This window comes from Halorubrum aquaticum, from assembly GCF_900113615.1.
Lineage (GTDB): Archaea > Halobacteriota > Halobacteria > Halobacteriales > Haloferacaceae > Halorubrum > Halorubrum aquaticum.
Genome location: NZ_FOPZ01000016.1, coordinates 15,776 through 41,024 on the forward strand (window position 1 = coordinate 15,776; position 25,249 = coordinate 41,024).

Annotated in this window: 25 protein-coding genes, 1 tRNA gene and 3 pseudogenes; 9 read left to right on the forward strand and 20 right to left on the reverse strand. The window is 66.3% G+C overall.

Annotation, left to right across the window (positions count from 1 at the left end; genetic code table 11):
• Positions 1-51 precede the first annotated feature (51 nt).
• Positions 52-124 (reverse strand) — tRNA-Thr (locus F3H10_RS12375).
• Between the two features lie 720 nt (positions 125-844).
• Here F3H10_RS12375 and F3H10_RS12380 point away from each other — a divergent pair.
• Positions 845-1,258 carry an EamA family transporter gene (locus F3H10_RS12380; RefSeq protein ID WP_149785071.1) on the forward strand — a complete coding sequence of 138 codons (414 nt, stop codon included), beginning with the start codon at positions 845-847 and terminating at the stop codon, positions 1,256-1,258.
• A gap of 44 nt (positions 1,259-1,302) precedes the next feature.
• Here the strand turns inward: F3H10_RS12380 and F3H10_RS12385 are convergent, their stop codons facing one another.
• From F3H10_RS12385 to btuC, 3 genes are all read right to left on the reverse strand, one after another.
• Positions 1,303-2,292, reverse strand: a complete 990-nt coding sequence (locus F3H10_RS12385; protein WP_149785072.1) for a class I SAM-dependent methyltransferase — start codon at positions 2,290-2,292, stop codon at positions 1,303-1,305.
• 64 nt (positions 2,293-2,356) lie between these two features.
• Complete coding sequence (locus tag F3H10_RS12390; protein ID WP_149785116.1) at positions 2,357-3,604, reverse strand: ATP-binding cassette domain-containing protein; 1,248 nt, start codon at positions 3,602-3,604, stop codon at positions 2,357-2,359.
• A gap of 53 nt (positions 3,605-3,657) precedes the next feature.
• A complete protein-coding gene (gene btuC, locus F3H10_RS12395) occupies positions 3,658-4,800 on the reverse strand; it encodes a vitamin B12 ABC transporter permease BtuC (protein WP_149785073.1) in 1,143 nt (380 codons plus the stop codon).
• 62 nt (positions 4,801-4,862) lie between these two features.
• Between btuC and F3H10_RS12400 the strand changes: the two genes are divergently transcribed.
• Complete coding sequence (locus tag F3H10_RS12400) at positions 4,863-5,978, forward strand: PGF-CTERM-anchored ABC transporter substrate-binding protein (protein ID WP_149785074.1); 1,116 nt, start codon at positions 4,863-4,865, stop codon at positions 5,976-5,978.
• A 36-nt stretch (positions 5,979-6,014) separates the two neighbouring features.
• On the opposite strand, the gene F3H10_RS12405 is transcribed toward F3H10_RS12400, so the two are convergent.
• Both F3H10_RS12405 and F3H10_RS12410 read right to left on the reverse strand, forming a co-directional pair.
• Positions 6,015-7,235, reverse strand: coding sequence for a pyridoxal-phosphate dependent enzyme (locus tag F3H10_RS12405; protein ID WP_149785075.1), 1,221 nt, complete (start codon positions 7,233-7,235; stop codon positions 6,015-6,017).
• Positions 7,236-7,341: 106 nt separating this feature from the next.
• A complete protein-coding gene (locus F3H10_RS12410; RefSeq protein ID WP_149785076.1) occupies positions 7,342-7,752 on the reverse strand; it encodes a halocyanin domain-containing protein in 411 nt (136 codons plus the stop codon).
• A 91-nt stretch (positions 7,753-7,843) separates the two neighbouring features.
• Here F3H10_RS12410 and F3H10_RS12415 point away from each other — a divergent pair, with 91 nt between their 5' ends.
• Both F3H10_RS12415 and F3H10_RS12420 read left to right on the forward strand, forming a co-directional pair.
• The gene (locus tag F3H10_RS12415) at positions 7,844-8,320 is read left to right on the forward strand and encodes a DUF5799 family protein (RefSeq protein WP_149785077.1); all 477 of its coding nucleotides are present in this window, start codon (positions 7,844-7,846) and stop codon (positions 8,318-8,320) included.
• Positions 8,321-8,534: 214 nt separating this feature from the next.
• Positions 8,535-9,188 carry an alpha/beta hydrolase gene (locus F3H10_RS12420; RefSeq protein ID WP_149785078.1) on the forward strand — a complete coding sequence of 218 codons (654 nt, stop codon included), beginning with the start codon at positions 8,535-8,537 and terminating at the stop codon, positions 9,186-9,188.
• A 15-nt stretch (positions 9,189-9,203) separates the two neighbouring features.
• Here the strand turns inward: F3H10_RS12420 and F3H10_RS12425 are convergent, their stop codons facing one another.
• A complete protein-coding gene (locus F3H10_RS12425) occupies positions 9,204-9,833 on the reverse strand; it encodes a zinc ribbon domain-containing protein (RefSeq protein ID WP_149785079.1) in 630 nt (209 codons plus the stop codon).
• 80 nt (positions 9,834-9,913) lie between these two features.
• Here F3H10_RS12425 and F3H10_RS16115 point away from each other — a divergent pair, with 80 nt between their 5' ends.
• The 4 genes from F3H10_RS16115 (at position 9,914) to F3H10_RS12440 (ending at position 12,966) form a co-directional block, all read left to right on the forward strand.
• On the forward strand, positions 9,914-10,087 hold the full coding sequence (locus F3H10_RS16115; protein WP_188127936.1) for a hypothetical protein: 174 nt from the start codon (positions 9,914-9,916) through the stop codon (positions 10,085-10,087).
• Between the two features lie 113 nt (positions 10,088-10,200).
• On the forward strand, positions 10,201-11,193 hold the full coding sequence (locus F3H10_RS12430; protein ID WP_149785080.1) for an NAD-dependent epimerase/dehydratase family protein: 993 nt from the start codon (positions 10,201-10,203) through the stop codon (positions 11,191-11,193).
• Positions 11,194-11,398: 205 nt separating this feature from the next.
• The gene (locus F3H10_RS12435; RefSeq protein WP_149785081.1) at positions 11,399-12,007 is read left to right on the forward strand and encodes a hypothetical protein; all 609 of its coding nucleotides are present in this window, start codon (positions 11,399-11,401) and stop codon (positions 12,005-12,007) included.
• A gap of 116 nt (positions 12,008-12,123) precedes the next feature.
• The gene (locus tag F3H10_RS12440) at positions 12,124-12,966 is read left to right on the forward strand and encodes an acyl-CoA thioesterase (protein ID WP_149785082.1); all 843 of its coding nucleotides are present in this window, start codon (positions 12,124-12,126) and stop codon (positions 12,964-12,966) included.
• A 38-nt stretch (positions 12,967-13,004) separates the two neighbouring features.
• Here the strand turns inward: F3H10_RS12440 and F3H10_RS12445 are convergent, their stop codons facing one another.
• Positions 13,005-13,913, reverse strand: coding sequence for a hypothetical protein (locus F3H10_RS12445; protein ID WP_149785083.1), 909 nt, complete (start codon positions 13,911-13,913; stop codon positions 13,005-13,007).
• 50 nt (positions 13,914-13,963) lie between these two features.
• Entirely contained in the window at positions 13,964-14,935 is a 972-nt protein-coding gene (locus tag F3H10_RS12450) for a DMT family transporter (RefSeq protein WP_149785084.1), read from the reverse strand.
• Positions 14,936-15,118: 183 nt separating this feature from the next.
• On the opposite strand from F3H10_RS12450, the gene F3H10_RS12455 reads away from it, so the two are divergent.
• Positions 15,119-15,601 (forward strand): Lrp/AsnC family transcriptional regulator, encoded by a 483-nt coding sequence (locus tag F3H10_RS12455; RefSeq protein ID WP_149785085.1) that lies wholly within the window; start codon positions 15,119-15,121, stop codon positions 15,599-15,601.
• Between the two features lie 77 nt (positions 15,602-15,678).
• On the opposite strand, the gene F3H10_RS12460 is transcribed toward F3H10_RS12455, so the two are convergent.
• From F3H10_RS12460 to F3H10_RS12510, 11 genes and pseudogenes are all read right to left on the reverse strand, one after another.
• Complete coding sequence (locus F3H10_RS12460) at positions 15,679-17,061, reverse strand: methyl-accepting chemotaxis protein (protein ID WP_149785086.1); 1,383 nt, start codon at positions 17,059-17,061, stop codon at positions 15,679-15,681.
• 155 nt (positions 17,062-17,216) lie between these two features.
• A pseudogene (locus F3H10_RS12465) lies at positions 17,217-17,714 on the reverse strand (IS6 family transposase); the annotation flags it as partial.
• Positions 17,715-17,743: 29 nt separating this feature from the next.
• The gene (locus F3H10_RS12470) at positions 17,744-18,574 is read right to left on the reverse strand and encodes an IS5 family transposase (RefSeq protein ID WP_149785088.1); all 831 of its coding nucleotides are present in this window, start codon (positions 18,572-18,574) and stop codon (positions 17,744-17,746) included.
• Positions 18,575-18,648: 74 nt separating this feature from the next.
• Positions 18,649-18,795, reverse strand: a pseudogene (locus tag F3H10_RS12475) (IS6 family transposase); the annotation flags it as partial.
• Between the two features lie 234 nt (positions 18,796-19,029).
• A complete protein-coding gene (locus tag F3H10_RS12480) occupies positions 19,030-19,878 on the reverse strand; it encodes a hypothetical protein (protein ID WP_149785089.1) in 849 nt (282 codons plus the stop codon).
• Positions 19,879-19,950: 72 nt separating this feature from the next.
• Positions 19,951-20,859, reverse strand: a complete 909-nt coding sequence (locus F3H10_RS12485; RefSeq protein WP_149785090.1) for an ADP-ribosylglycohydrolase family protein — start codon at positions 20,857-20,859, stop codon at positions 19,951-19,953.
• Positions 20,860-20,901: 42 nt separating this feature from the next.
• The gene (locus F3H10_RS12490) at positions 20,902-21,171 is read right to left on the reverse strand and encodes a hypothetical protein (RefSeq protein WP_149785091.1); all 270 of its coding nucleotides are present in this window, start codon (positions 21,169-21,171) and stop codon (positions 20,902-20,904) included.
• 54 nt (positions 21,172-21,225) lie between these two features.
• Positions 21,226-21,582, reverse strand: a pseudogene (locus F3H10_RS12495) (hypothetical protein).
• Positions 21,583-21,760: 178 nt separating this feature from the next.
• The gene (locus F3H10_RS12500; RefSeq protein ID WP_149785092.1) at positions 21,761-24,046 is read right to left on the reverse strand and encodes a copper-translocating P-type ATPase; all 2,286 of its coding nucleotides are present in this window, start codon (positions 24,044-24,046) and stop codon (positions 21,761-21,763) included.
• A gap of 133 nt (positions 24,047-24,179) precedes the next feature.
• Positions 24,180-24,377, reverse strand: a complete 198-nt coding sequence (locus F3H10_RS12505; RefSeq protein WP_149785093.1) for a CopZ family metallochaperone — start codon at positions 24,375-24,377, stop codon at positions 24,180-24,182.
• 176 nt (positions 24,378-24,553) lie between these two features.
• Positions 24,554-25,003, reverse strand: coding sequence for a universal stress protein (locus F3H10_RS12510; RefSeq protein ID WP_149785094.1), 450 nt, complete (start codon positions 25,001-25,003; stop codon positions 24,554-24,556).
• Positions 25,004-25,249: the final 246 nt, after the last annotated feature.

The window sequence follows — 25,249 nt, forward strand, 5'->3', positions numbered from 1 at the left end:
GTGCCGCTGACGGTCGTTCGTACGCGCTCGTGGAACGAAGTGAACGGTAAAAGCCGGAGGAGGGATTTGAACCCTCGGCCTATTCCTTACGAAGGAATCGCTCTGCCAGCTGAGCTACTCCGGCTCGCATCCGTTCATACCCCGATGACGAAAATAAGGGTTCCGAAACGGAGTCACAGACGGGACCGCGAACGGACCGATACCGGGCCCGGCCGAACGCGATCAACGATCTCCGATACGTGTGGGAATTCGCTCGAAGAATGACCGATCGTTTCACGGTGTATCTCGTCTTGATATCTATATAAGGAAAACTCATAAATACTCCGTCGAACATCCATTCGATGCCGAAAGACACCGACCGCCTCCCGGCGGTGAGATCGGTTCCCTCGACGGTGTCTGCCCGATCGGAGCCCGTATCGGGCGGCGACGACCTGCCGGTAGCGTGGCGTAACGCACCACGGGAAGCCGGCACCACGCGCCGGTGGCGTCCCCCACGAGTCGCCGGCGATCGGTCATCGGCTGTCAGCAACGACCGCGGCCGACGTGTGATCCACGTCCTCGACGTGCCAAGCGCGAGGTCGCCTCTGGCCCCGACTCCGCGGCCGCGGATCTCGTCATGTGACGGGCCCCAGTCGTCCTCCCCGACCGTCGCTCGGGGACGGCGGCGTTCTTCTCGCGGTCCGGTCGGACGCCGGGCGCGCCCGGCCGGATCGCGGTCCGTTTTTCACGGTACCGGTTCCAGACGACGTATGCGTCTCACGCCTCCGACCGTGCCTGCGACGAACGAGGACCACCCGCGACCGGGACTCCCTCGAACCGAGGACGCGAGGGGTGGCGACCGTCGATGAACCAGGTCGTCGTCCTCGCGCTCGTCGGCGCGATCGCGTGGGGCTTTTGGGCGCTCTTCGCCGACGTGGCGACTCGGTCGATGGCCCCGGAGGTCGCGATGATCGTCTCCTACTCGGTCGCCATCGGCGTCGCCGGGGTGTACGTCTGGTACCGGGGGACGGAGCTCCTCGGAAACGACCCGACCGCGCTCTGGTTCGCGGGGCTCGCCGGGGTCGCCTCCGGCGTCGGCGCGGTCGCCTATTACTCGGCGCTCCAGGCCGGGTCGGCGGGGATCGCGACGACGATCACGGCGATGTACTTCGTGGTCGCCGCCGCGCTCGGCTTCCTCGTCTTCGGCGACGCCCCCGAGGTCAGCGACCTGGCGGGGATCGCCGCGGCCGTCGTCGCGGTCGCGCTGATCGCGTACTGACGTTTCCGTCCCCGTTCACGCCCGGGTCAGCCGAACGTCGACGTTCACACCCGGGTCAGCCGAACGTCGAGACAGACGTTGTACTCGTGGGGCGCGTACGACCGGACGACGCGCTCGGTCTCGACGGCGACCTCGTAGTCGTCGCCGGCAGCCGCGCGGATCGCCCGCGTCCCGGGGCCGAACGGGTCGTCCTCGTGTTGGATGTCGTAGTAGTGGATCACGCACTCCGCGCCCGCGAGCGACACCGCGGTCTCGAGGAACTCGTCCGCCGAGTGCGGGAGGTTCATCACGAGCCGGTCGGCCGCGTCCGCGTACGCCGCGGTCGTCTCGCGCACGTCGCCGGCGACCGCGGCCACCCGGTCGGCCACCCCGTTCCGCTCGGCGTTCTCCCGGAGGTACGCGATCGCCGCCTCGTTGAGGTCGCAGGCGACCACGTCCGCGCCGCGGGCGGCCATCGGGACGGCGTACGGGCCGACGCCGGCGAACATGTCGACGACGCGCTCGTCGGGGTCCACCTGCTCGATCACGCGGTGGCGCTCGGTCGCGAGCCGCGGGGAGAAGTACACCTCGGCGACGTCGAGCGCGAACTCGTGGCCGTACTCGCGGTGGACCGTCTCGGTGCCGTCGCCCGCCAGCACCTCCCACTCGCGGACGCGAAGTTCCCCCTCGATCGGGGAGGCGCGGTTGAGCACGGTCGCACACGGGAGGTCGGAGGCCATCACGGCGTCGGCGATCTCGCGGGCGCGCTCGTCGTCGTCCTCGTCGAGGATCACGATGTCGCCGAGCCGCTCGAGCGAGGGCTCGTAGCCGAGCAGGTCCGCGGGCGTCCGCGGCCGGTCGCGCTCGGCCGCGTCGCGCTCGACGAGCCGGTCGGCCAGGTCCGCCGGAACCGCCGACGGGTCGACCACGGGGACGTAGATGGTCCCGTCGGCCACCTCGATCTCGTGGTCGCCGTCGAGGAGGTCGGCGTCGGCGAGCCGCCCGCGGACGACCTCGCCGCGCTCGCGCTCGACGGCGACGCAGGGAACGCTCATTGCCGACCGGACGCGACGCGCCCGATAAAGCGTGACGCTTCGCGGGGCGGGTCGGACGAGTCGGCTACGTCGGTCCGGTCGCCCCGGTCGCCCCGGTCGCTTCGGCCGCCACCGCGGCCAACAGGTCGTCGCCGTCGACGTCGTTCGGGACTCTCACGACCCGTTCGGCCGCGCTCGCGATCCGGAGGCGGTCGTCCTCGGACGGGTGGTCCTCCCCGGACGGGTGACCCTCCCCGAACTCGCCGACGACGACCGCGGCGTCGGCGCTCTCGGCCAGTTCGCGGGCGGCCGCCTGCGATTCGGCGTCGACCCCGGCGAAGGGCGGAACGGTGACCGCGGGCACGTCCGCGTCGGCGGCGGCAACGGCCGCGGCGTCGCCCTCGGGAACGACGCCGAGGGAGACCTCGTGACCGGCGGCCACGAGCCGCGCCACGACCCGCGCCGCGTCGGGCCCGGTCCCGACCACGTGGAGCCGGAGGGGGTCGACGGCCGACCGGGGGAAGGCGGTGACCGCGGGGGTTCCGGTCGCCGGGTTCCGACCGACGAACGCCTCCGCGTCGAACGCGCCGGCGACCGCTGACGCGTCCAGCACCTCCGCGGGCGGCCCGTCGGCGCGGACCCGCCCGTCCGCGAGGACGACGATCCGGTCGCAGAAGCGGGCCGCCATGTCGAGGTCGTGGATCGCCGCGACCGCCGCTCGGCCGCCGTCGACGACGTCGCGGACCAGCTCCATCGTCGCCACGGCGTGGTTCACGTCGAGGCTCGCGGTGGGTTCGTCGAGCAACAGGGTCGGCGTCTCCTGTGCCAGCGCCCGCGCGAGGAGGACGCGCTGGCGCTCGCCGCCCGACACCTCGGTTATCGACCGGTCGGCGAACCGCTCGACGCCCGCGGCCGCCATGGCCTCCTCGACCGCGGCCGTGTCCTCCGCGTCACGACCGTCGAACCGCCCGAGGTACGGGGTCCGACCCATCTCGACGACGTGCCGAACCGGGAAGTCGAAGGAGAGGCCGGTGTCCTGTGGGACGCTCGCCACCCGGCGGGCGACCTCGCGGGCGGACAGCCCGGCCATCGGGTCGCCATCGAGGCGCACGGTCCCCCCGTCGGCCTCGATCGCTCCCGTTATCGCCCGGAGCACGGTCGTCTTTCCCGCGCCGTTCGGGCCGACGAGGCCGACGAGCGTCCCCGGCTCGACGGCCAGATCGACCTCGTCAACCGCCTCGAGGTCGCCGAAGGAGACGGACAGGTCACGGACGGACACGAGCGGGCCGTCGGGGGGCGAGCGGTCGACGTCGCCGGACGACGAGCGGTCGATGTCCCCGACGGCAGCACCGGTGTCGACGGCGGCATCGACGGCGGCGTCGCGACTCACAGCTCGTACACCTCGCGGTTCACCAGCAGGTAGACGAAGAAGGGCGCGCCGACGGCCGCGGTGACGACGCCGACAGGCAGCTCGGCCGTCCCGGATCGGGCGGCGGTGTCGGCGGCGACGAGGAACGCCCCGCCCGAGAGCGCCGCGGTCGGGAGCAGCACCCGGTGGTCGGGACCGACGACGAGCCGGAGCATGTGCGGGACGATCAGGCCCACGAACCCGATGACCCCCGCGAACGCGACGCCCGCGGCCGTGATCAGCGCGCTCGTCGCGAGCAGGACCCGCTTCGTGCGCTCGACGTCGATCCCGAGCCCGCGGGCCTCCTCCTCGCCGAGCAGCAGGACGTTGAGGTCGCGGGCGTACGCGAGGAGCACCGCGAAAAGCGGCGGGACGACGAGCGCCGCGATCGCGACCTCGCTCCAGGCGGCCCCCGAGAGGTGGCCCATCAGCCACGCGACGATCCGCCGGAGCGACTCGCCCGCCCGCAACTGGAGGTACGAGATGACCGCGCCGAGGAACGTCTGGACGGCCACCCCCGCCAGAAGCAGCGTCGCGACCGGCGTCCGGCCGTGTCGCGTCGCGATGGCGTACACGCCGAAGGCGGCGAGCAGCGCGCCGATGAACGCGAACAGGCTCACGCCGGCCCCGTAGGAGAGGCCGAGATCGACCGCGCCGAGAAGCGGGAGCGTCAGCGTCGTCGACAGCGCGACCGGGAAGACGATGAACGCGACCGCGCCGACGGCCGCGCCCGAGGAGACGCCGATGATCGAGGGGTCGGCCATCGGGTTCCGGAAGAAGCCCTGCATGACGGTGCCCGCGGCCGCGAGCGAGAACCCCACGAGCGCCGCGAGCAGGATCCGCGGAAGCCTGACGAGCAGCACGATCCGGCGATGGACGTCGTCGACGGGGAACGCGAAGGGCGACCGATAGGCGAACTCGACGCCCGGCAGGGCGATCGGTCCCGCTCCCGCCGCGCCGAACTCCACTCCGGCGGGCACGACCGCCGCGTTCAGGACGACCTTCAGCACCTCCGCGGGGGGGATCCGAACCGGCCCGATACCCGCGCTGACGACGACCACGCCAGCCAGCGCGGCCGCTAACGCGGTCGACCACGCCACGGCCCGACGCCGGACTCGCATTCGATAGGCAACAAAACTTGTAGTAGGTAAATACTTATTGGACCAGGGGCGTCGATAGGTCGATGCGAGACAGCTTCGTGATCGCGGTCGCCCTGCTCGTGACGACGGCCCTCGCGGGCGGCGTCGCCGGCGGGGCGGCGGGCGCACAGCCGACGGTCGAAACGGCGGATACGCCGGGCGTCCACCAGACTGGCCCCCACCAGACGGACGACGCCGAGTGTTCGTTCCCGCTCACCGTGACCGACGCCACGGGGGAGGAGATCACCCTCGAGGAGCCGCCGGAGCGGATCACGACGACGAACCCCTCGGCCGCACAGACGCTGTGGGAGATCGGCGCGCGCGACCGCGTCGTCGGCGTGACCCAGTACGCGGCGTACCTCGACGGGGCGGGAGGGAAGACGAACGTCTCCGCGGAGGGACTCGGCGTCAGCGTCGAGCGCGTCGTCGGCACCGAGCCCGACCTCGTGTTGGCTCCAAACGCCTCCGCGGACCAGGTCGAGGCGCTTCGGAACGCCGACCTCACCGTCTACCACTTCCCCGAGGCGACCGGCGTGGAGGACATCGCCGGGAAGACCGAGACGGTCGGCCGGCTCGTCGGCGAGTGTGACGCCGCCGCCGAGACGAACGAGGAGATGACGACCGCGGTCGAGGAGACCCGCGAGCGAACCGCGGACATCGATCGACCGGCCGCGCTCTACCCGCTGGGGAGCGGGTTCGTCGCCGCCGGCGACACGTTCATCGACGAACTAATGACGATCGGCGGGGTCGAGAACGTCGCCGCCGCCGAACACGAAGGGTACCCGCAGCTCTCCGCCGAGGTCGTCCTCGAGATGGACCCCGAACTCGTCCTCGTCAACGAGCCGGACGCGCCGATCATGGACGAGGAGCCGTACGCGAGCACGACCGCCGGGCTGGAGGGGAACGCGGTCGTGGTCGAGGTCCAGTGGCTGAACCAGCCCGCCCCGCGGAGCGTGATCGAGGCGACCGCGACTATCGCGGACGCGGTCGAGGAGTACGACGCGGCACAGGAGGTGGAGGACGGTGACGCGAGCGACGACGAGTCGACCGCGGACGACTCGTCGGGAACCGGCGAGGAGGCTCCGGGGTTCGGCGTCGTCGCCGCGGTCCTCGCCGTGCTCGCGACGCTCGCGGTCGGCGTGAGCGCGCGGCGACCGTAGGCGGATCGGTTCCCCGAGCCGCGCTCGTCGGTCGCTTCAGATCCCCTGTCCCATCAGGTGGCTGCGCAACACGTCGGGCGTCTTGAGCCCGGCGTCGGTGTTGAGGAGGACGACCGTCTCCTCGCCGTCGAAGTAGCCCTCCTCGGCGAGTTCCCACGCGCCCGCGGGCGCCGCGCCGCCCGCCGCGCCCATCTCTATCACCTCGTTCTGGGCGACGGCGACCGCGCTCGCGAGGACGTCCTCGTCGTCCGCGGTCGTCGCCGTCCCGCCGCTCTCCACGACGGCCTCGACGGCCTCGCGGCCGCCCGCGGGGTCGGGAACCTCGAGTTCGCCGCAGATGGTGTCCGGCGTCGACCACGGCTCCGGCTCGTCGAGCCCGCGGTCGATCGCCGCCGCGATCGGGGCACAGCCGCTCGCTTGAGCCGCGACCAACCGGGGGACCGCCTCGATCGCGCCGATCCGGGCCAGCTCGGCGAAGCCCTTGTACACGCCGGCGAGCACCTCGCCGGTGCCCGTCGGGACGACGACGGCGTCGGGCGCGCCGCCGAGGTCGGCGACCAACTCGAACGCGACCGTCTTGATCCCCTCGTGGCGGTAGGGGGTCGCGAACTCGTTGAGGTCGGTGTAGTCGGTCTCCAGTTGGTCGTCGACGGCGGCGGCCGCGTCGGGGTAGCGCCCGCCGACGACCCGCATGTCGCCACCGTGGACGTTCGTCATCGCCTTGTTCGAGAACGCACACCGCGAGGGGACGAACGCGTACGAGCGCAGGCCCGCCCGCCCGGCGTACGCCGCCATCGACTGCCCGGCGTTGCCGGGGCTCGCACACGCGAGCGGCTCCACGTCGCGGTCGTCGGCGACCGCCGCGACCGCGGTCATCGCGACGGAGAGTCCACGGTCGAGGACGGTCCCCGTCGGGTTTCGGCCCTCGTCCTTGACGTACACGTTCGCGACGCCGAGCTCGTCGGCCAGCCGCTCGGTCGGAACGAGCGGCGTCGACCCCTCGCTGCCCGAGAGTCCGGTCGACGCGGGAAACGGCAGGAGCGCGTCGTACCGCCAGTGACCCGCCGCGGGGGGCTCGGCGGCGTCGACTCCATCCCCATCGCCCGCATCGAGGAGGGTCTCGGGGTCGATCGCGTCGTAGTCGTAGGTCGCCTCGACGTGGCCCGTCTCGTCCGGGAGTTCCGCCGGGTTCGCCGTCTCGTACACCCGACCGGACGCGCGACTCTCCAGCCCGCGGAACGTCTCCGTCGTCTCCATACGCGACCTTGCGGCGGCCGGGACTAATCGCTTCGCTTCCCGTTCGAGCGGTGGGGGCGGTTCGACCCGCCGCTGAACCGATCCCCGATGGCTACGGGACGTTCCGTCACTCGACGACCTCGACGACCCCGCGCATCCCCTGCGTCTGGTGCGGGGTACAGACGTACTCGTGAACGCCCACCTCCTCGAAGGCGTGCTCGAAGGTGTGGCCGGCCTCGTCGGTCAGATCGGACTCGAACGCGCCGTCGACGTCGACGACGTTGTGGCCGCCGCCCTCGCCGGTCCATTCCCAGACGACCGTCGTTCCGGGGTCGACCCGGACGTTCGCCGGGGAAAAGGAGAGCCCGTTGCCGGCGCCGACGTCGACCTCGACCGTCTCCTCGCCCGTTCGATCGACCGGCTCCGCGTCGGTCCCGCCACCGCCCGTTCCGCCGGTCAACCCGGCACATCCGGCGAGGAGGGCGAGCGAGGCGGCACCACAGGACCCGACGAGCGCGCGACGGCTGCGTTCGACCATGCGGTGGGGAGGGCGGGGAGAGGGTAAAACGTCTCGACGACTCCCCGACGATGGGAACGGGTTTTTCACCGATAGCGCCGAAAGAGCGCGTATGAGTGAGTGGACCGACGCGATCGTCGGCGAGCGGATGACCGTCGACAACGAGTTCAACGACCGCGTGATGGGCTCCCGGTTCTCCAGTCAGGAGTGGGGACTCATCATGACCGCGACCGAGTTCGAGATCGAGGACTCCGAGGACCCCGAGGCGGCGCGGATCGTCGCCGACACCTCGAACCTCCCCGCGATCATGCCGGAACTGGAGAACGTCCGGTCGCAGGTCGCCGCGATGGGCGGCGGGGGTGGCGCACGCGACGGCTCCGGCGCACCCGGCAGCGGCGGCGGAGGCGGCGGGATCGTCGACTCGATCAAGGGCGCGCTCGGACTCGGCGGGGGCGGGGGAGGCGGCGGCCCGAGCGACGAGGAGCTGGAGGCGGCAGAACGGCTCGTCCAGGAGTACGCCGAGGAGCTCCAGGCGCATCTGGAGGAGGTCGGCAAGTGGGAGCAGGTGCGGGTCGCCTACCAGGAGTGACAGCCGTCTCCGCACCCGTCCCGACCGCCGTGCCCGACACATCCGGCTCCGTCCCGACCGCCATGCCCGACACATCCGGCTCCGTCCCGACCGCCGTACCCGACACATCCGGCTCCGTCCCGACCGCCGTACCCGACGCATCCGGCTCCGTCGCGCTCACCGGCCCGCTGCCGCGGTCGACGGATACAACCGACGAGCCGTCGAACCTCCCTCCATGACCGAGATCCCGCTCGAACACGTTCACGTCGCTCCAAACGACGGCTCGGACGCCGCCCCGGCCGTCTTCGTGCTTCACGGTCGCGGTGCCGACGAGGAGGACCTCCTTCCCGTCGCCGAGTCGCTTCCCGACGAACTCCACGTGATCAGCCTCCGCGCGCCCGATCCGCTTCAGGGAGGCTACACGTGGTACGAGCTCGACCTCTCCGGCGGCGGGCTCCACGAGAGCCAGCCGCACGCCGAGGACTTCCGGCGGAGCCTCGATCGGATCGCCGAGAGCGTGTCGGCCGCGACCGACGCGTACGGCCTCGACGCCGACCGGATCGGGCTGCTCGGGTTCAGCCAGGGCGCGATCACGAGCCTCTCGCTGCTCTTGGAGGACCCCGACTCCTACGGCTGGGTCGTCGGGCTCCACGGCTACCTGCCCGACTCGCACCTCGATCTGGAACCCGACGGGATCGGAGGCAAGCCGGTCTTCGTCGGTGCCGGCACGGGCGACCGGGTGATCCCCGAGTCGCGGGCCGAGGCGGCCGCCGACCGGCTCGCCGAGGTCGGCGCGGACGTGACCTACGAGACGTACGCGACCGGGCACGGGATCGGCCGGGAGGAACTCGCCGACGTGGTCGCGTTCGTCGAGGCGCGGCTTCGCTGAGGGGGCGGTCCCGGCTCACTCCGTCGAGCCGCCCGCGACCTCGAGCGGCTCGGTACACCAGTGACAGAAGTCGAGCTCCGCGTCCGTGTCCCGGCCGCAGTGGGGACACTCGATCGTCGAGGGGACCGTTCCCGGGGATCTCCCGGCCGAGTCGTCGGAACCGGTCCGTCTGGCCCGCCGCTCGTCGCCGCGACCGGCGGGTTCCGCGTCGGAGACGTCCCGCTTGGCCGCGTTCGACCCGTCCATCTCGACCGTTCCGATATCCGTCGTTCCCGTCCCCGTTTCCGTCGCTCTCGTCCCCGTCTCCGACGTTCCCGTCCCCGCCTCGGTCGTGCTCGCGTCTCCGCCGCTCGGTCGCCGTTGGCTGTCGTAGCGACGGTTGTTCCGGACCGCGAGGACGTAGGCGTCGACGACGCTGGCGAGCACCGCGAGCAGGCCGGGCGCGACGTCGAGGGCCGGCGGCGTCTCCCGCGCCAGCAGCTGGTCGACGGCCGCGTCCGGGACGAGAAAGACGAGCGTCGCCGTGATCACTACGTACCAGCCGAACGCGCGCGCCCATCGTCGGAGGTACGCGTGGCCGAGCCCGGATATCAACAGCGCTAACAGCACGGCGAGCCACGGTCGCCGTCGACGGATCTCGCTCATGTCCCGGCGGTACGGACTCCGGGGCCGTGTAGTTGTCCCTCTCTCGGTGCGTTTATCCCTCCGAGACGCCGAGTCGACGTATGGCCGGGATCCCGACGACGGAGCTCCTCACGGGGCTCCGGATCGCCCTCCTCGCCGTCGCCTACTGGGGCGGCGGGTTCGTGGTGGCGTACCTCCTGTACAGGCGGTGGCGCGGCGACGGCCCCCGCGACGACGACGGTGACGACGAGCGGAACGACGAGACCGCCGAGTAGCCGCCGGCCCGCGATCGACGGGTTCGCCGCGGACTCGCCGTCCTCGACCGACGACGCCCGCCGTCGGCTTCCGCTTCGGCCACGCTTTTGCCGCCCCCCGCCGGAGGGCCGGTATGACCGACACGGCGCTCGTCATCGGCGGCACGCGGTTCATCGGCCGACACGCGGTCGAGGACCTCCTCGAGAACGACTACCGGGTCACGACGATGACCCGCGGGAACCGCGAGGACCCGTTCGCGGACGAGGACCGCGTCTCGCACGTCGAGGGCGACCGGACGAACGACCGCGATCTGGAGGCCGCGAAGCTGTCCGCGGATCCCGATGTCGTGATCGACTGCGTGGCGTACCACCCTGCCGACGTCGAGGCCGCGACCGATCTCTTCGCGGACGTCGACGGATACGTGTACGTCTCCTCCGGGGCGGCCTACGCGGCAGAGCACGTCCCGAAACGGGAGGGCGAGACGCCCCTCGAGGCGTGTACGCCCGAGCAGGCGACCGACGAGAGCGACGCCACCTACGGCAACCGGAAGGCCGCGGGCGACCGGGAGGTCTTCGCCGCCGCCGAGGCGGGCGTCAACGCCATGGCCGTCAGGCCGTGTATCGTGTACGGCCCACACGACTACACCGAGCGACTGGACTACTGGATCGACCGGGTGCTGTCGTACGACCGGGTGGTCGTTCCCGGCGACGGGCAGAACCTCTGGCACCGGGCGTACGTCGAGGACGTGGCGCGGGCGCTCCGGGTCGTCGCCGAGCGCGGCGAGCCGGGCGCGGCCTACAACGTCGGCGACCGGCGGGCGCTCACCCTCGAGGAGACGCTGGAGACGATCGCCGAGGTCGCCGACACGACGTGTACGGTCGTGCCCGCGAGCGCCGACGCCCTCGCCGCGGGCGGGCTCGACCCGGCCGACTTCACGCTCTACCGGGAGTACCCGCACCTGCTCGACACTTGCGCGCTCGCCGACCTCGGCTGGGAGTCGACGCCGGTCGAGGAGGCGATGGCGCGGAGCGTCGCCGACCACCGCGAGTCCGACCGCGACGGCAGCGAGTGGGACCCCGGTCGCGAGGCTGAAGAGCGGGTGCTGGGCGTGAAGGATACATTATAAATGGGTGACCGGGACCGCGAGCCTCCGTCGACACCGGGTTTCCGGTGAACCGACCCGGTCCCTCCCGGGATCGGACGTCGGTCCCGACGATCGCCGACCGGGTCGGATCACCCACGCCGACCCTCGGGAGGTTCTCTCCGCTCGGATCGCTCGGAACGACGGTCTCGGCACAAGACACAAGACCTCACGGACTGGATCCGGAGACATGCAACCCTCCAAGGAGCGGGACGCCGGAGAGGCCACCGACGCCGGAGAGGGCGACCCGCTCGACGACCTCGACGACCTCCTCGACGACGACCTCGCGGGCGGAGGATCCGGCGTCGAGGAGGGATCGGCCGCCGGCACGCGATCGGGGGATTCGGCGGACTCGACCGCCCCCGCGGACGCGAGTTCGGTTTCCGGGTCGAGCGGTTCCGGCCGGGTCGGCGTGGACGGTCGCTGGTTCTCGCTGAAGGCGTTCGGCGTCACCCTCCTCGCCGTCGCTCTCGCCACCGTCCTCGTCGGACTGGTTCCGCTCATCGGCGGGACCATCGGGGCCGTCGCCGGCGTGCTGATCGCGACCTTCCTCGTCGGGCTGCTCTTCTCTTCGTCCAACTACGTGGAAACGGGTCTCGCCGGGGCGCTCGCGGGAGCCGGCACCGCCGTGTCGAGCGTGCTCGGCGTCGGGTTCCTCCCGATCGGCATCGACTACCTCGGCCAGTGGGGACTCCCGCTTCTCGCGGTCGGCGGCGGGGTGGGCCTCCTCTGTGGACTCGTCGGCCACTACTTCGGTCGGGACCTCCGTTCGGGGGTCACCGGAGACCTCCCGGAGTGAGATCGAGAAACTCGGTCGACCCGGAGTGAGATCGAGGGCCGGCACTCGACGACGAGGACCCGTATCGCTTGCCGGTTTTCATACGCTCATGCGGGTCCAAGGGAAACCCCGACGACGTGCAGACCATCGCCCATCGCCGAGTCCGATTCGGCGAGCTCGCCGGCTCGCTCGTCCACGGTGCGACGTTCTTCGACTGGCTGTTGGTATCCACTCAGGAAGTGGCTGACGCGTTCGACTATCCGTTTCGGGAGATACTCGCCGACGACGGCATCCCGTACGCGCCCGTCGTCGCCGGTGCCTCCGTTACCCGCTATCCGACCGTCGACGACGTCGTCACCGTCGACGCGGTCCCGGTGAACGTCGGTGACTCCAGCGTGGAGTTGCTCTACGAGGTCGCCGACGGCGACGGTGAACCGCTGGCCACGGCACGAATAACGCACGTGACGATCTCGAGGGACGGCTCCGCGCTGGCGCTGCCCGAGCGGATCCGCTCGGATCTCGTCGACGCGTCCGTCGACCACGACCCCGCCGTCGGGCCCGAAACGGAGATCGACCGTTCCCGAGACCTCCCGTCGTTCTCGTCGTCGTTTCGGATCCACGGCCCCCACATCGAGGGGGCGAACCTGGCGTACTTCGAGGAGTACCCGCGGTTCGCCGATATCGCCCTCGAACGGTTCCTCGCCGATCGGGGGACGAGCGTCGACGAACTGCGCGGTGACAAACAGCCCTATCGAATCCGTGACTGGACGTGGGAGTTCAACTCGCCCGTCCGGTCCGGATCGACGCTACACGTCTCCTGTGACGTGTCCTCGGTCGATCGGGATTCGATCCGGATCGCCCACGAGCTGTCAAGCGACGGCCGAACGAGCATCGAGGGAGTCACCGAGTACGGGTGTTTCGACGGTTCCGGAGCCCCGGTTCAGTTCGACGACGCGATGCTGGCTCCGTTCGACGGGTGACCCCGGTTCCGGTCGTCGACGCATCGACGGTCGGCCGATCACTCGGGATCGAACTCGAAGACCAGCGCCGAGCACTCCTCGCAGGCCAAAACCGGTAGGTCGGGGTCGCGCTGGACGCCGCCCGGACCGCCACAGCAGTCCCGTCGGACCGTCTCGGAGACGTCACCGCCACAGACCGGACACGTCCGGACGAAGGTTCGCAGGGGCCGAGCGGCGGCCGCGCGGACCTCCGAGGGGACGTCGAAGTCGGCGAGCGTCTCCGCCGCCGCGGTCTCGGCGATCGCCACGGGCCGCGAGAGCCAGACAGGGCGGTCGCCCGCGATCCGGATCCGCTCGCCGTGTACCTCCCCGTCGAGGTCGTCGCCGGCGGCCGCGGCCGCCCGGTCGGCCAGCGCGGACTCCGAAAGCTCCCGCAGGTCGGCCATCCGGTCCTCGAAGGCCTCGCGGTAGCCGTCGGTGAGACGGAGGTCGTCGTCGGTCTCGACGAGGACCTCGGCCTCCGAGAGCGCCGCGAGCAGCGCTTCCGGGTCGGCGGCACGGTCCGTGCCGGCGTCGAGGTGATCGGACCCGGTTTCGGGCCGATCGGTGCCGGTTTCGCGGTGACCCGGATCGGCGTCGATGCGTTCGCCGGACCCGTCGGCGACCGTCTCGCGACCGACGCCGTCGGCGATCGAGTCGCTCTCGACGCGGTCGCGTTTCTCCGGTCCGACGTCGAACGGGAGCGGCTCGACGAGACGGGGCGCGAACCGCGGCGTCCCGGGGACGACGTATCCCCGGAGGTAGACGAGCAACCCGCCGCCGAGCAGGACGGGCGGGGCGAGCGGGGCGAACGCGATCCCCGCGAGCGTCGCGAGGACGACGACGACGGCGAGGTTGATCGCGGTACACGGCCAACAGCGGTTCACGCCGGTGTGTTCGGGTCGGCGGAGCGTGTCGAGTGCGGTCACGTCGGTCCGTGAGTGCCCCGGTCTTAAGGGCGTTCCGGGGCGAGCACTCGCTACGAGCGGAACCCGCGGTGGGCCGCGACGTAGGCGGCGATCTCGCGACGTTCCAGCGCGGCGAAGCCGGCGAGAATGGCGACGAAGCCGAGGACCCCCTCCCCGCCGATCAGGTGCCCGAGCACGACCCAGCTCCCGACGGCGGCGACGATCGGCTCGACGTAGCTCACGAGGTGGAGCTGTGTCGGACCGACGGCGTCGAGGAGCGCGAAGTAGAGGAGGAACCCGACGATCCCCGAGAGGACGGTGAGGTACGTCAACGAGACCACCGCGGTCGCGTTCCACACGATCGACGCGGGCGACTCACCGGTGACGGCCGCCCCGCCGAGGAGCAGTCCGGCGCCGGTAACCATCGCCCAGCCCTGGAGCGCGGCGATCGGGAGGTCGGTTCGAAGCGGTCGCAGGAGGACGGCCCCGACCGAAAAGGAGGCCGCGGAGAGGAACACCAACGCGACGCCCAGGAGCTCCGGCGAGAGGAAGCCGAGGGGACCCACCCCGCCTCCGGCCGCGAGCCCCGCTCCGCCGGGGTCGGCGATCACGGCGACCCCGACCACGCCGAGGGCGAACCCGGCGATCTCGAGGGGTCCGAGCCGCTCGTTCGGCAGCAGGACCGCGGCGAACGCGGCGGTCAACACCGGCGAGAGGCTGACGATCACGGCGGCGATCGCGCCCGAGACGTGAAGCTCGCCCACGTACAGGAGGCCGTGGTACGCCGCGATCACGAAGCCGCCGGCGACGCCGACGCCGAGCCACTCGTCGCGACCGCGTGGGACCCAGCGGTCGGAGACGACGGTCGCGTACGCCAACACGGCGACCCCGGCGAGCGCGTACCGGATCCCCGCGAAGAGCAGCGGCGGAAAGTACGCCAACCCGGCCTCGATAGCGACGAACGAACTGCCCCACAGCGTCGCGAGCAGCAGGAACGCGCCGACGGCGACGGTGGGAGACGAAAGGAGGTCCTTCGAGTACATTGGATACAATATCGATTTCACGGAGATATTTAAACTAATCTCTCGGAATATCCAGAATTTTGGATGAAGGAACACACATATGATGCTCGTTCAATATCGATCCGGATCCGTCGGTTGATGTTGGAGTCGACTCCGAGTATGTCGGTCGGAATATATACGGATCCGTAACGTGAACCCGCGTTCATGGACGAGCGCGACGTGCGGCTGTTGAAGGCGATCGCCGACCTCGGGACCGGCAGTCCGGAGGCGCTTCACGAGGAGACGGACATCCCGGTGTCGACGATCCACTACCGGCTCAACAACCTCCGGGAGTCCGGAGTGATAGAGAACGACCTCTACGACTTCGACCACGAGGCGCTCGGGCTCGGCGTCACCGTCATCGTCGAGGTGCTCGCCGACTACGACGACTCCCACGAGGAGTTCGCCGAACGGCTCCTCGAGATCGAGGGGGTCACCGGAGCGTTCTTCACGATGGGTGAGACCGACTTCGTCGTCATCGCGCGGCTCTCCTCGTCGGACACCGTCGAACGACTCATCAGCGAGTTCGAGGCGATAGACGGCGTCGAACGAACCAACTCGACGTTCACGATCTCGACCCTCCGCGACGAGTCGCGCGCGCCGGCGACCTACGACCTCGACACGCTGATCGAGGAGCTGACCGAGTGACGACGCCCCGACGTTCCTGACCCCGCGATGGCGGACACGTCACGCCGGCTCGGCGGCGACTGACGGTCGGCGGCCGGTCACTCTCCGGTGAGCAACCCGTCGACGGTCCCCTCGATCCGCTCCACCTGCCGGTACTGGTCGTTCGCGATCCCGCTGAGTTCCGACAGCTGTTCCTCCAACTCGGTCAGCTCGCCGACCGCCTCGTCGACGGTGGCGGCCACCTCCTCCGTGCTCGCCGCGTGGTCGTCGGTCGCGCGGGCGACCTCCTCGACGCCGGTGGCCGTCTCGTCCACCGCCTCGCGGATCTCCCGGAGCGAGTCGACGATCCCGCCGACCGCGTCGGTGGCGGCGTCGAGGTCATCGGTCGTCTCCTCGAGTTCGACCGCGGTCCGTCGGGTCGTCGAGACCACGTCGCCGATCCGGTCCTCGATCCGGCCCGCCTGCTCCTGTGACTCCTCGGCGAGGGACTTGACCTCGTCGGCGACGACCGAGAACCCGGCCCCCGCCTCGCCCGCACGGGCGGCCTCGATGCTGGCGTTCAACGCCAACAGGTTGGTCTGGTCGGCGATGTCGTTTATCACCTCGATGATCTCGCCCATCTCGTCGGCCTGCGCGGTCAGTTCGTCGATGGTCTCGCCGACGCTCTCGGCCGACGACCGAACCCCATCCATTCGTTCGAGGGCCGTCTCGGCCGCCGTCTCTCCCTCGTCGGCCCGTTCCCGGGCGTGTCCGGCCGCCTGGTTCACCTGCTCCGCGCTCGAGGCGATCTCCTCTATCGTCGCCGACTGGTCGGACACCTCGTCCGCGACCTGCTCCATCCACCGTCGCTGCGCCTCGGAGAACGACTCCGTCTCCTCCGTGAACGTGACCACCCGATCGATCGTCTCCGAGAGGTCGGTGAGCTGTGTCCTGACCGTCCCTGAGACCTCCCGTTGAAGCGCCTCGAGCTCGCGCTGGCGGTCGACGTGTTCGGAGACGTCGGAGGCGACCTCGAACGCTCCGGCGACGGTACCGTCGGGGCCGCGGAGCGGGACGCCGTAGTTCTGGAACTTCGCGTCCGTCGTCGGTACCTCGCGGATCTCCACCTCCTCGATCGCGGTCTCCTCCCGTGCGATCGTCTCGGCCAGCGTCTCGTCCCTGTTCTCGGTCCCGATCACGTCGTATGCGTGTTCGCCTATCGCCTCCGCCCCGTCGATGTTGAGGTGGTCGGCGAGCGTCCGGTTCCAGTGAGTGAGTCCTCCGTCGGTTCGCGTTACCAGTACTCCCTCCGGAAACTCGCCCACCAACTGGTCGAACATCGACCGCCAGAAGTCACGCTCGTGGCGCAATCGATCCACTTCGTCATCGTCTTCGGGCGCCGGCTCGGCGCGCTCGAGGTACGACTCCCAGAGGTCCTCCGAGCGGAACTCGTCGTGGCCTCCCTGCGCTCCGCCGTCATCCGTTCCAGTCGCGACGGTCATTGAATACACGCCGTCTGTGGAGGATGATGAGAGTATCGGACGAATCTCTGTTTTGATAACTGGCCGTATCGATCTCTGGAGCTTTCCGGAAAACGGCTCGCGACCCGTCAATTATAATCTATCTAATACGTGATCCGCAGCACCCGGGGTAGTGTTCAGATAAGCTGATTCCATGCGAAGGCGAACGAGCTGAGCCACTTGTTCGCAGTTTCTGCTTCGGCGTTGCTGAAAAAGTTTGAGAAACTGGTAGTTCTGCGTTTTACCTCACGAAAGACACGTTCGACGCTGTTCCGATCTCCATGTCGTTTGTATCTGAACTTGAGGTCATGTTTGTCACAGGCTCGCTGAAGTGGAACCGAGCCATCAACGAGAAAGATCGCGTCATCTATATCGTGTGTTTCGCGAAGTTCCGCGAAAAACTGATCTGCGATTACGTTTGTTCTTGTCGGCTCAAGCTTTGTATAGAGTAAATCGTTTGAATCAGGATCGACGGCGGCGTACAGCCAATACTGTTCATCGTCAAGCTGAATCACCGTTTCATCGACCGCAACACGATTCGGACTCCGACCAGATTCCGGCTGTAGATCAGCCTTATGAACCCAGTTGTGAACAGTGGATCGAACCCGATCAACACCGAATACTTCAAGAAACTGCTTTGTTGAATCCGATGACGGCGTCGGGGTCACTGTTTGAGCGCTTGTTCGAGGTTGTAGACTGCGGCGGTCAACACCAACTCGCGGAACTCGCGGTACCACGCGCGAGGGTGGACAGCGGGGCCGAACCGACGCTTGATGGCCGAAAAGGCGGTCTCGGCCATCCAGCGCTGGCCGTATAGCCCGCTGTCCAACCGTGCGTTGTGTGCGTGATCGTACGCAGCGAACAACCGATGACGCAGCAGGGGCCGGACGCCCGCTGATCGGAGGGCATCCCGGAGAGATTGGTCGTCATAGCCTTTGTCGCCGGCGAGACTCTCAATTTTCTCGGTGTTGCGAAGGGCAACTCGACGGCCGGTTTGGGTGTCGTGAGGCCAGTGTGCCGAGCAGTGAATATCGAGGATGGCACACGAGTCTGTATCGACGAGCGCCGTCGTTTTGAGCGTGCGTATGTGGCGATCCGAGCGGTGTTGGTAGTGTCTCGATGCCGTTTCGCGGTCGAAGAACGTGGCATCGATGGCTCCGTGCGAGCCCGGATCGCAGATGGTCGCAGACTCTCGAAGGAAGCCGCGCCACACGGACATGGGCACCCTCTCAAACGACCGGTACAGCGTTGAGGGTGCGGGAAATGCCGTTCGAGCGAGCTGTAACAGACCACGAACGCGATCCATCTCACTCGCCCAATCCACGATCTCTCGGTACGTCGCGTCCATGTGAACCCGCAAAAAGTGGAGCGTGACATGCTTCCACCCGGGAAATCCGTTGCCAGTCGGGTCACTCACCGCCGTTGGACTGGCGGCACAGCGCTTTTGAGCCAGCGACGCGGCTTGCTTAACGAAGCGGAAGAGTAGGTTAGTCACATTCGGCTCTTCCGCTTCGCTTCCACCTTCAGAGCGACGCTATCCCGCCGCCTTCTGCGGATTCAACAGAGCACAAGAAACGAAACAGTATTCGAAAGCGACAGTCCAGACAAATGAAGCTGAATACTGAGCTTCATCAACAGTTTCGGTGTTGCCTCCCGCTCCACAAACTCTACGTTCATCTCGTCTAAACAGCCGCTGAGGCGGTCGTTTTCGGGCATGAACCACTTTGAAAACGCACCGCCTCACCTTTCAATCCTTATCTGAACACCGCCTGAACGACTGGGAAAAGGTTCTTATGCGGGAACTGCCTTGTTTATAGTAGACGCAACTGGAGGCCCAACAATGACGTTTCAAGAACGACTCCGCTCAATAGAAGAGCGGTACGACGTAAGCCAGAGCGAACACGCCCGGGAGCTCGGACGCACTGTCGCAGACCTCCAGGACTAACGCGGTTATTCTGCCTCATCGAGGAACGAGACGAATTCTGCTTTGCCAATACCGTCGGCAGTGATGAGTTCGTCGTGTCCAGCACGAGTAACAGATTCAATAAGGAAGTCCGTACAGAGCTCTGTATGCACCTCTCCATAGTACGCGTAGGCCTCTGAACGAGTGAAGTCGAGGTCATACTCTGCAAGAACGATCCCGATGCTATTCTTCCGCATAATGGTGTCACACCCCCAGTCAGCAAGTAACGAGAACGCCGTCGTATTCCGTCGAACCGTGAGAAGCCGCTTCGACTCGGTAATGTACTCGTTGACCCACGCCTTCCAGTCGTACTCTTCGGTCGCAAAGTCAGGAAAAGAGAATCCGGTTTCGATACTCTCCAGGTACCATTGAGCCATACTGATCGACGTCCGGTGATTCGCGTTGGGCAGCGCGTGTTTCAGAATGAGTGTAGACATCAGCTGCCCTGCGACATCGACGGCGGTACCGGTCCACTCAACGCGAGCGAGAGCGTCAGGAATCCGCTCTAATTCAATCTGCTTGTAAATTTCGAGCTTCGCATCCTCCTCCAGTTCCTTTTCCTCGATGATCTCCTCGAAAATCTGAAGCAACCGCACCGTAATCGTCCGATTCTGTGGCGACATCTCATCGAGTATGTCTTCAAACTCGTCATCAAGGTCCTCAACCGTACCGCTCGCCCCGCGATTCGTATACAGTACGAAGAATTCCTCATCCAGATCGTACTGCTCAATAATTGCATCTTGCCCGGACGTCGTTATCTCATCCCTCTCCTGAGTAACGTACGCGAGAGAATACTGAGAATCCTCGGGATGATGGTAATAGACACAGGCAGTCATCCCATCAGCGTAGGTGACAGACCGAATTAAAACGCACTACATCCAGAGCCTGGCCAACACATCTCTCCTGATTTACCCCACGTTGGTAAGCTGGGTTGCCAGTACTTCGAGTTCATCGAGCTCGTCGATAGCACTCAGCCACCGATCCGGAAGCTGTGACGATCCGAACCGCGCGCCAGCGACCGCGCCAGCAATCGCCCCAATCGTATCTGTATCACCGCCACGATTCACCGCCGTCACAATCGCCTCCTCAGCACTCTCCGCGACCAGGCCATCGTGGAGTGCCGTCTGCAGCGAATACACGACGTACCCTGACGTTTCCAGCGTGTCGGTCGAGTCGCCACGAGCGAGTGGTTCGAGTGCCGTCACGATCTCCTCAGGCGCATCTGAACCGACGTAGTCAAGGGCATCCTGCAACGGCGTGTCCGCGTCTTCGAGTAGGCCAGCCACGGTGAGGTTCAGAATCGCGCAACCCTCCGTACACCGCGGGTCAGCGTGCGTGATCTGTGAGGACTGCCGACTCACCTCGGCAAGTCGCTCCCAGTCCGCCGCGTACGGGATGGCGAGCGGTGGACACCGCATCACACTCCCATTCCCTGCGTTCTGGCCTTCAGGACTGCTCTCCCAGACCTGCTGGCCTGCCTCGTCCCACGCATCGCCGCGTTGGAGGCGGCTGAGCGACCGCCTCGTCATCCCCCCTATGTCGAACGGCCCACTATCGTACCACGCAACGAACCGCTCGGCAATGTCCGCCGGATCGAACTCTTGTTGCTCGGCGAGACTTCGTGCGATGCACAGCGCCTGCTCGGTGTCGTCCGTGATCGTCCCAGCAGGCTGGTTCCACGTGCCGTGCCCGATCATCTCGTCGAGCCGACCGTGCTCAGCACTAATCTCCGAGGCAGACGAAAACTCGACTGGTCGGCCCAGCGCATCCCCACACGCCAACCCCAGTAGGACACCACGCGCCCGATCCAAATCCATACGTCACCAACGACTACCGCTGAGAAAAATGTAGGGTGGCAGTCATTCGTCAGGTTTCGTTCCGGTACGGAGGTTCTCCCGATACTCAGCCCACGCCTGGTACATCTCTACTCGTTCCGCTTCGGTCATCGTGTCGTTCTCGTCATCGTCGTAGAACGGGAGTTCGTCCTTTTCGGGCATTTCCATAAGCCGCCCGAGCGAGTAGAGTTGCTGGTAGTAATTCTCCAACACCCAGTCTTCGCCGTGTTCGTCGACGGCTTGCTGGATGTACGGAGTGGCCTCCGGGTACTCGTCGGCGAGTGTCTCAGTCATCGATAGTTGTGTACTGCTGGGTTTGTCCAAGTCTACACGTCCAAGAGTCGGAATTCAGGCGTCCGCGAATTCGGCGAGCGAACGGTTCGTACTGTCACTATTCCACTTCCCGATCTGAATGAGTTCGAACGTATCCAGGGAACGGTCAAGCTCAGCAGTGATCTGGGTCTGAACCGCAGCGGGGTGGCTGTCGACGGGAATCGCGGTGAGCGCGTGCTAAGTGAGGAAGTAACTGGTTGCGAGGCTCGTCGGTGCGACGACGATGACATTCGATCCATCGACGTCGTCAAGCGCGAGTTGGGCATCTCGGTACTGGATGACAGTCGCATCCAGTTCATCGACGGGAAAGAGGAAGCCAGCATCCCCATATTCGATACTCGCCCCCGCCGACTCAAAATGCCCTTTGAGCATAATTATATCGAAATATATGCTTTGAAGGCATTAACTTTGTGGTAGATAGATTACTTGATTCAGCCTTGTTGAAACTTCCATACAGTGACGGGTTTTCGTGGTCGGATTCGATACCAATGATGTAGTCAGCACGACAGTGTTAATCGATACTAGGATCGGAAAAAGCACTCGCGGGAAATCAACCAGTCGGACGGGTATCGGTTGACGACGATACCTCGGGGAGGCTCGGAACTGTGAGATCGGTTCGCCGAAGGAACTGTGCATTGATCGCAACAATGACCGTGCTCAAAGACATCAGCAATGCTCCGATGGCCGGGGACAGCAGAATCCCCCACGGGAAGAGGATGCCAGCTGCCAGCGGGATTGCGAAGACGTTGTAGCCGGCCGCCCAGACGAGATTTTCTCGCATCCTCTTGTAGCTCGCTCGGCTTAACTTTACGAGTCGGACAACGTCCATCGGATTGTTCTGGACTAGAATGATGTCTGCCGACTGAACCGCAACATCCGTTCCGCTTCCGATAGCGATCCCGATGTCCGCCCGGGTGAGTGCCGGTGCGTCGTTGACACCGTCACCGACCATCCCAACGAGTTTTCCTTGGTCCTGCAGCTCAGTCACCTTCTTGTCTTTGTCTTCGGGGAGAACCTCCGCGAACACGGTGTCGATGCCAAGATCCTCGGCAACGGCATGAGCCACGTCCGCAGAGTCACCCGTGAGCATAGCCACTTCGATACCGAGGTTGTGGAGCGCTTCGACGACCCGGTAGCTCTCCTCACGGATGACGTCCGCCATTGCAAACGCTGCGACGGCTTGCCCGTCGCGGACGAGATAGACAACCGTCTGAGCGTTCGCGCCAGCCTCGTCCGCAAACGCTTGGAGGGAAGACGGGACATCGTTGTCGAGATATTCAAGAAGGTTCGGTCCGCCCACGTGGACGGTTTCTTCCTCAACTGTGGCCCGCACACCGCGTCCTTTGATCGCCTCGAAGTTCGTGGCGTTCGGCGCGGTGACTCCCTTCTCATCAGCCTCCTTCCGGACAGCTTGGGCGATCATGTGCTCGGAATCACCCTCGACGGCGGCGGCCAGCGCAAGCGCTTCATCCTCGTTGATGGCGTCAGTCGTCTCAACGTCAACGACACCGTGTTCGCCCTTCGTGAGCGTCCCCGTCTTGTCGAACACGATCGTATCGAGATCTCGCGCCTGTTCCATAGCGATTCGGTCGCGGATGAGCATCCCGTTTCGTGCGGCCATCGAGGTGTTGATGGCGACGACGAGTGGAATTGCCAGCCCGAGCGCGTGCGGACAAGCGATAACGAGGACGGTGACCACCCGCTCGATGACTGTTGCGTTGAACTGAACCGCAAGCGTCCACGCGATAGCGGTCACCACAGCCGCACCAAGCGCGACGTAGAATAGCCATCCCGCCGCCCGGTCAGCAAGCATCTGTGTCTTAGACTTACTCTGCTGGGCGTCTTCGACGAGCCGCATAATGCCAGCCAACGTCGTCTCCTCGCCGGTCGAATCGATCCGGACCCGAAGACTGCCGTCACCGTTCACTGTACCGCCGATCACCTCGTCACCTGGCTCCTTCGAGACGGGGCGAGATTCGCCGGTGATCATCGCCTCATTCACGTCGGAATCGCCCTCCTCGACCACGCCGTCAGCTGGGACGCTCGCACCAGGACGGACGAGCACAAGATCGCCTTCTCCGAGTTGGTCCACGGGAACCTCCTCGGTTTCACCTGATTCAGTGAGTCGCTCTGCGGTGTCAGGCATCAGCTTCGCCAGCTCGTCGAGTGCACTGGAGGCCCGACGGACCGACCGCATCTCGATCCAGTGACCCAACAGCATGATGTCGATCAGCGTCACCAGTTCCCAGAAGAACGCCGACTGCGCCGGGAACACGACACTCGCTAAGCTGTAGACGAACGCGACGGTGATCGCCATCGAGATGAGCGTCATCATCCCGGGCGCACGGTCTCGCAGTTCGGGGACAGCCATTTTCAGGAAGGGGATGCCACCGTAGGCGAACACGATCACGGCGAACACAGGGTTGATCCATTCGCTGCCGGGGAACGCTGGGACAGAGAAACCCAGCCACTCCTGTAGCGTTGGGCTGTAGAGGAGAACGGGAATCGACAGGAGTGTCGAGACGAAAAAGCGCCGTCGGAACATCTGCTCGTGACCCTCGTGCATCCCACCATGGCCCTCGCCGTGCCCCTCGTGGGACCCGTGATCGTGCCCTCCCCCCTCGTGTCCGGCGTGCTCATGCTGCTCGTGTCGAGCAGCCTCACCCTCCGCGGCAGGTTGAGCATCGTCTTCCAGTAGCTCCTGTTCTACCCGTTGCTCGTCAGACCCGTCGACCGCTTCATCGTGCTCGCCGAGTCCGTGCTGGTGGTGACTGTCGTTGTCCTGATGAGTATCCTCTCCCGCGGGGTTCTCATTTGTATCTTCGTGGTCTTCCATGAGTCATTCTCTGTTGAAGTGGATTCACCGGCTTCCTGAATGTTCGGCCCCTGAAATCGTACAGCAGGGTCTGTGTGGGCAAACTCCGAAGGGAACGGTGGGCCGTTCGTCTTTGGAACGTTCTGTGCTATTCTCAGATATGAGCGGTATACCCGGCGTCTTCGACGGCCTCTACGAGGGACGTGGCATCCGCGTCACCATCGACGGTCGCCTGTTCGTTCTCCCGGTCGACGGTCACGTCGGTCACGCCGGATACGTCTTGAAGTGCCTCTGTAACCGTCTGTTCACAGTGGCCGCAGGTCATTCCCTCTACGGTGATGATCGTCGTCATACAAGAGTACGTACGTTCCCCTCTCTTTAGCGAATTTTCCTTTCGATCATTCTGGTCTTGTGAGGGTCAAACTTTGGAATCAAAGTGTATTCTCGCGTCGAGATCGACGGCGAGGAGTTCGACCCCCGTCTCACTCGTCACACACCTGAGGATGGCTGGTAGCAATTGGTCGTTCGCTACTCGCTGACTTCAGTTTTCACGACGGTTGCTGGGCGGGTCGTCAAGCGAAGGATCCGGTCGGTGACACTCCCGAGCAGTGCCCGGTATTCGTCTGGGCGGCGTTTGGTACCGAGCACGAGCAAGTCTGCGTCGTGGTCGTCGGCATACGCCACGATGGTCTCGGAAGGGCGACCGTGGCGTATCGCCGTCTCGATGTCGACGCCGGCCTCAGACGCTCTCTGACGAAGCTCTGAGAGCGTCTCGTCGCCCTGTTCTTCGAGGCCGTGTTCGGGGCCTTCGGCTTCGTCGACGTACTCGTCACCGCTGTACGCCGTCACGACATCCTCGTCGACGACGTAGAGGACATGAAGGACGGCGTCGTGCGTGGCTGCGAGATCGAGTGCATGCGCTTCAGCGTGTTCAGACGCGACAGTACCGTCGGTCGACAGTAGAATCCGGTCGTACATTTAGTCGAATTTCAAAGGCGGGTACAATAAATCCGGCTTTGGCTCTGTGCTGAGTGCTTAGATGAGGCGGAGGCATTGTTGAAATCCTATTCTTCAGACACATTATCAACTGAAACAGTTGGTCGACGAAGCGTGCTTATAGAACGAGTGTTTCGTGGGTAATCAAGGAAATACGAGGGGGATCGTTGCTGGCGCGGTGAACACGTCCAAAGCCCCAGCCTCGGGGACTCGCGCGGTTCGCTGTGC

What these genes read in the sequence shown, in the direction of transcription:
- F3H10_RS12405 (WP_149785075.1), bottom strand. Translation starts at nt 7,235, where the DNA reads ATGGAGACGACGGAGACGTTCCGCGGGCTGGAGAGTCGCGCGTCCGGT.
- btuC (WP_149785073.1), bottom strand. Translation starts at nt 4,800, where the DNA reads ATGCGAGTCCGGCGTCGGGCCGTGGCGTGGTCGACCGCGTTAGCGGCC.
- F3H10_RS12485 (WP_149785090.1), bottom strand. Translation starts at nt 20,859, where the DNA reads ATGGATTTGGATCGGGCGCGTGGTGTCCTACTGGGGTTGGCGTGTGGG.
- F3H10_RS12490 (WP_149785091.1), bottom strand. Translation starts at nt 21,171, where the DNA reads ATGACTGAGACACTCGCCGACGAGTACCCGGAGGCCACTCCGTACATC.
- F3H10_RS12450 (WP_149785084.1), bottom strand. Translation starts at nt 14,935, where the DNA reads ATGTACTCGAAGGACCTCCTTTCGTCTCCCACCGTCGCCGTCGGCGCG.
- F3H10_RS12435 (WP_149785081.1), top strand. Translation starts at nt 11,399, where the DNA reads ATGCAACCCTCCAAGGAGCGGGACGCCGGAGAGGCCACCGACGCCGGA.
- F3H10_RS16115 (WP_188127936.1), top strand. Translation starts at nt 9,914, where the DNA reads ATGGCCGGGATCCCGACGACGGAGCTCCTCACGGGGCTCCGGATCGCC.
- F3H10_RS12415 (WP_149785077.1), top strand. Translation starts at nt 7,844, where the DNA reads ATGAGTGAGTGGACCGACGCGATCGTCGGCGAGCGGATGACCGTCGAC.
- F3H10_RS12500 (WP_149785092.1), bottom strand. Translation starts at nt 24,046, where the DNA reads ATGGAAGACCACGAAGATACAAATGAGAACCCCGCGGGAGAGGATACT.
- F3H10_RS12430 (WP_149785080.1), top strand. Translation starts at nt 10,201, where the DNA reads ATGACCGACACGGCGCTCGTCATCGGCGGCACGCGGTTCATCGGCCGA.
- F3H10_RS12425 (WP_149785079.1), bottom strand. Translation starts at nt 9,833, where the DNA reads ATGAGCGAGATCCGTCGACGGCGACCGTGGCTCGCCGTGCTGTTAGCG.
- F3H10_RS12510 (WP_149785094.1), bottom strand. Translation starts at nt 25,003, where the DNA reads ATGTACGACCGGATTCTACTGTCGACCGACGGTACTGTCGCGTCTGAA.
- F3H10_RS12400 (WP_149785074.1), top strand. Translation starts at nt 4,863, where the DNA reads ATGCGAGACAGCTTCGTGATCGCGGTCGCCCTGCTCGTGACGACGGCC.
- F3H10_RS12385 (WP_149785072.1), bottom strand. Translation starts at nt 2,292, where the DNA reads ATGAGCGTTCCCTGCGTCGCCGTCGAGCGCGAGCGCGGCGAGGTCGTC.
- F3H10_RS12505 (WP_149785093.1), bottom strand. Translation starts at nt 24,377, where the DNA reads ATGACGACGATCATCACCGTAGAGGGAATGACCTGCGGCCACTGTGAA.
- F3H10_RS12380 (WP_149785071.1), top strand. Translation starts at nt 845, where the DNA reads ATGAACCAGGTCGTCGTCCTCGCGCTCGTCGGCGCGATCGCGTGGGGC.
- F3H10_RS12420 (WP_149785078.1), top strand. Translation starts at nt 8,535, where the DNA reads ATGACCGAGATCCCGCTCGAACACGTTCACGTCGCTCCAAACGACGGC.
- F3H10_RS12480 (WP_149785089.1), bottom strand. Translation starts at nt 19,878, where the DNA reads ATGACTGCCTGTGTCTATTACCATCATCCCGAGGATTCTCAGTATTCT.
- F3H10_RS12455 (WP_149785085.1), top strand. Translation starts at nt 15,119, where the DNA reads ATGGACGAGCGCGACGTGCGGCTGTTGAAGGCGATCGCCGACCTCGGG.
- F3H10_RS12410 (WP_149785076.1), bottom strand. Translation starts at nt 7,752, where the DNA reads ATGGTCGAACGCAGCCGTCGCGCGCTCGTCGGGTCCTGTGGTGCCGCC.
- F3H10_RS12460 (WP_149785086.1), bottom strand. Translation starts at nt 17,061, where the DNA reads ATGACCGTCGCGACTGGAACGGATGACGGCGGAGCGCAGGGAGGCCAC.